General features: G+C 74.5%; 4 protein-coding genes and 1 pseudogene. 2 read left to right on the forward strand and 3 right to left on the reverse strand.

Features of this window, described 5'->3' with window-relative positions; genetic code table 11:
- A partial coding sequence (locus IDM29_RS15570; protein WP_188037752.1) for a TOBE domain-containing protein occupies positions 1 to 580 on the forward strand: 580 nt, incomplete at its 5' end.
- Positions 581 to 652: 72 nt separating this feature from the next.
- Positions 653 to 1,087 carry a hypothetical protein gene (locus tag IDM29_RS15575; RefSeq protein ID WP_182111815.1) on the forward strand — a complete coding sequence of 145 codons (435 nt, stop codon included), beginning with the start codon at positions 653 to 655 and terminating at the stop codon, positions 1,085 to 1,087.
- A gap of 294 nt (positions 1,088 to 1,381) precedes the next feature.
- Here IDM29_RS15575 and IDM29_RS15580 read toward each other — a convergent pair whose 3' ends face one another.
- The 3 genes and pseudogenes from IDM29_RS15580 to IDM29_RS15590 all read right to left on the reverse strand — a co-directional run.
- Positions 1,382 to 1,777 carry a cupin domain-containing protein gene (locus IDM29_RS15580; protein WP_182111816.1) on the reverse strand — a complete coding sequence of 132 codons (396 nt, stop codon included), beginning with the start codon at positions 1,775 to 1,777 and terminating at the stop codon, positions 1,382 to 1,384.
- Between the two features lie 97 nt (positions 1,778 to 1,874).
- Complete coding sequence (locus IDM29_RS15585; protein ID WP_188037753.1) at positions 1,875 to 2,990, reverse strand: YihY/virulence factor BrkB family protein; 1,116 nt, start codon at positions 2,988 to 2,990, stop codon at positions 1,875 to 1,877.
- 23 nt (positions 2,991 to 3,013) lie between these two features.
- Positions 3,014 to 3,811, reverse strand: a pseudogene (locus IDM29_RS15590) (hypothetical protein); the annotation flags it as partial.

Here is a 3,811-nt window from a genome sequence, read left to right on the forward strand (position 1 = left end):
CCAGCGCGTCGCCCTGGCCCGGACGCTCGCCGCGGCGCCGCGCGCGCTCGTCCTCGACGAGCCGCTCGCGGCGCTGGACCCGCGCACGCGGGCCGACGTGCAGCGCGCGCTCGCCGAGCACCTCGCGAGCTTCGCCGGGCCGTGCGTGCTGGTGACGCACGACGTCGTGGACGCGCTGGTCCTCGCTGACCGCCTCGTCGTGCTCGAGGCGGGTCGGGTCGTGCAGGACGCGACCCCGGGCGACGTCGTGCGGCGGCCCGCGACGCCGTACGCGGCGCACCTGCTCGGGCTCAACCTGTTCGAGGCACCGGTCCCGTTCCCGACCGCCGGCGGGCCGCCCGCCGCGGGTGCGCGCGTCGCCGTGCGGCCGTCAGCCATCGCGCTGGGGCCGGCCGGAGCGGCGGACCAACCCTGGAGCGGCACCGTGGCGGCCGTGTCGGCCCGCGGGGAGCACGTGCGCGTGGAGGTCGACGCCGTGCCGCCGGCCGTCGTCGAGACCACGGCCGCCGACCTGCCGCCCTACGTGCGCCCGGGCGAGCGCGTCACCCTGACGGTCAGCCCCGCGCCGACGCCGTACTGACCGGCCACCCAGGTCAGAGCAGGGCCGGGGTGTCCGCGTGCGTCCACGGGGCCGCCCCTCTTTACTGATCACATGGACCGACGACGCCTGCGACCCGTGCTCGCCGCTGCCCTCCTGCCCGCCCTCGCCCTGCCCCTCGCGGCATGCAGCCCCGACAACGACGTCAACTCGCTCTCCAGCGGGTTCGACCTCGCGCACGACGACCCGATGGGCTTCGTGGCATGCCGCGACCTGTGGGCCGCCGAGAGGCTCGACGGCGACGAGCGCGACGAGCTCATGGACGCGGTCGCCGCGTCGGCCGCGAGCGCGGAGTCCCGCCCCATCCGCGACACCGTCGACCCGCCCGTGACGAACGCCAGCTCCGAGCGCATCGGCTCCGACCAGCGCGGCGAGTTCACCGTCGACGAGGACGCCCTGCGCGAGGGCTGCATCGAGGCGGGCTTCAACCCCGAGGACGTCACCGACAACGACGACGAGGGCGTCGAGGGCGACTCCACCTCCTCCTGACCCCTGCTCCACCTCCTCCTGACCCCGCCACCACGCTCCTCCTGACCCCGCCGCGCGCCGAATGTGCGGAGCGTGTGACCGGTGTGGCTGGTGCTGCTGGAGGGATTCCCTCCAGCACCACCAGCCCCATCGGCACCACGCTCCGCACGTTTGGGGCGGGCGCGCCCCCCCGCCCGCCCCCGCCCCCAGACACCCCACCCCTCGGACGGCGAAGGGCCCGAGCCTCGCGGCTCGGGCCCTTCGCCGTCCGACGGCCGCGTCGCGCTCGGCGGCGCTCGCTCGACGGCGCTTACGTCACTCGGACGTCGGCGGCTCGTCCTTGCCGGCCTCCTCGAGCGCGTCCGCCTCCTCCTTGGTGGCGTGGACGGCGCCGTCGGCGTGCTCCGGCGGACCGTAGACCGTGTAGAGGATCAGCGGGTTCTCGCCGGTGTTGACGAAGTTGTGCTTCCTGCCTGCCGGCACGACGACGAGGTCGCCCTGGCTGACCTTGCGCTTCTGCCCCGAGACGGTCGCCTCACCGATGCCGCTGACGAACGTCAGGATCTGGTCGGTGTCCTCGTGGACCTCCTCGCCGATCTCGCCGCCCGGCGGGATCGTCATGATGACCAGCTGGGTGTGCTCGCCGGTCCAGAGCACCCGTCGGAAGTCGGGGCTCTGCTGGGCGACGGTCGCGATCGTGAAGTGCTCCATGCGGGGGCGCTCCTCTGCTCGGGTCGGTTGGGGACCCCACTGTCCTACCGCGCCCGCCCGCTCGCCGCGCGGCGAGCGGGCGGGGTCGGCACGGTCGTCAGCGGCGCGAGCGCCGGGTGGCGGTGTCCGCGTCGGCCTGGGAGTCCGGGTCCGCGTCGGAGCCCCGCGACTCGCGCAGCGCCCGTCCGGCCGCGACGTCCTTGGCGTGCTGCTGCTGCTTCTTCTCACTGGCCTTGGTGTCGCGCGGCGGCAGCTGGATGGTCTCCTCGGCCTCGATGCCTGCCTGCAGCTCACGTCCGCGCTCGAGCTCGGCGTCGAGCTCCGCGCCGAACAGCAGCGCGTTGTTGGTGAGCCAGACCCACAGCAGGAAGATGATGACGCCGGCGAGCGCACCGTAGGTCGCGCTGTAGCTGCTGAAGTTCGCCACGTAGAAGCCGAAGGCAGCGGTCGCGATCGCCCACACGAGGATGAACACGAACGACCCGACGCTCAGCCACCGGAACTTGGGCTGGCGCACGTTCGGGGTCCCCCAGTAGAGGATCGCGACCGCGAGCGCGACCAGCAGCACGATGACCGGCCACTTCGCGATGTTCCACACGGTGACGGCCTGTGCACCCAGGCCGACGGCGCCCCCGATCGCCTCGGCGACAGGACCGGACAGGACGAGCGCGACGCAGATGACGGCCACCAGCACGAGGGTGATCAGCGTGATGAGGAGCATCCACGGCCGCAGCTTCCAGATCGGCCGGCCCTCGTCGATCTCGTACATCCGGTTCATCGCGCGGCTGAAGGCGTTCACGTACCCCGACGCCGACCACAGCGCGACGAGCAGACCGGTGATCAGCGCGAGGCCCGCACCCTCCTGGCTGGCGAGGTTCTCCACGATGCCCTTGACGAACTCGAGGTCCAGCCCGGGCGCCAAGTCTCCCGCGAGGTCCATCACCCGGGTGACGATCTGCTCGCCGTTGCCGAAGACTCCGAGCAGCGACACGAGCGCCAGCGCGGCCGGCGCCACGGCGAGCACCGCGTAGTACGTCAGGGCGGCGGCCATGTCGGTGCACTGGTCGCGCAGGAACTCCCGGAACGTCTTCTTCAGGACGTAGAACCACGACGGCTTCGTCAGGTCCGTCGGTGAGTCGGGCTTGCCGGGGTGGTCGGGGTGCGGCGCGTCCGTCTTCTCGGTCGCGTGCTCGTCGGTGCGGTGGTGGGCCATCGTCGTCTCCTCGTCCAGCGTGATCAGGCGGCGTCAGGTCGTGGGTGCGGCGGGTCGTCGGCTCCGGGCGGGGCTCCGGGCGGGAAGCCGCGTCGCGCGGCGAGGTAGGACGGCTCGCGCAGCCTCGCCAGCCACGGGTAGACCCCGAGGCCCGCCGGCGGGGCGAGGGGCTCGAAGCGCACGGGCGGGTCCAGCTCGGGGCCTGCCCGACCGGCGACGAGGAGCGAGCCGAACGCGCGCCACGCGCCGCCGAACGGCGCCCAGACGAGCGTCAGGCGCCACGGGTCGAGGTCGAGGGCCTCCGCGAGCGCGGCCGGCTGCGTCGGCAGCTCGCGCGGCGGGTCCGCGAGCGCCGCGACCATGACGGGCCCGCGCGCGGTGCGGAACGGCATCACGGAGCTGTACGTCCCGCGCCCGACGGCGCGCTGCGCCGCCAGCACGTGCCGCAGCCCGACGGGTCGGCCCGTGGTCGACAGCAGCAGGTCCTCCCCCGCCGGGGTCCGCAGCGCGAGGCCGTGCACATCCGGCCAGCCGGCGGGCAGACCTGCGCCGCGCGAGAGGCGCACGACGACGTCGTCGGTCCCCGCGCCGTCGAACCACGCCACCCCCGTCGAGCCGCCGGTGCGCTCCAGCTGCCCGCGCAGCACGGCGCCGCGCGGGTGCATGGGCTTGGCGCGTCGCGCCCGGGCCGCCCGCTCGACCACTGCCGCCAGGCCGGACCCGAGGCCGTCGAGGAGGCGCACGGCCGACGCTCCCGCGCCGTGCGCGGCCGGTTCGTCGGCGACGTGCCGGCCCCGGGGCGCAGGCGCGGACCCGGCGTC

This window comes from Actinotalea sp. JY-7885 (assembly GCF_014525465.1).
In the GTDB taxonomy this organism is placed as follows: domain Bacteria; phylum Actinomycetota; class Actinomycetes; order Actinomycetales; family Cellulomonadaceae; genus Actinotalea.

Excerpts from the sequence above, each read along its gene's own strand:
- IDM29_RS15575 (WP_182111815.1), top strand. The coding sequence starts at position 653 with ATGGACCGACGACGCCTGCGACCCGTGCTCGCCGCTGCCCTCCTGCCC.
- IDM29_RS15580 (WP_182111816.1), bottom strand. The coding sequence starts at position 1,777 with ATGGAGCACTTCACGATCGCGACCGTCGCCCAGCAGAGCCCCGACTTC.
- IDM29_RS15585 (WP_188037753.1), bottom strand. The coding sequence starts at position 2,990 with ATGGCCCACCACCGCACCGACGAGCACGCGACCGAGAAGACGGACGCG.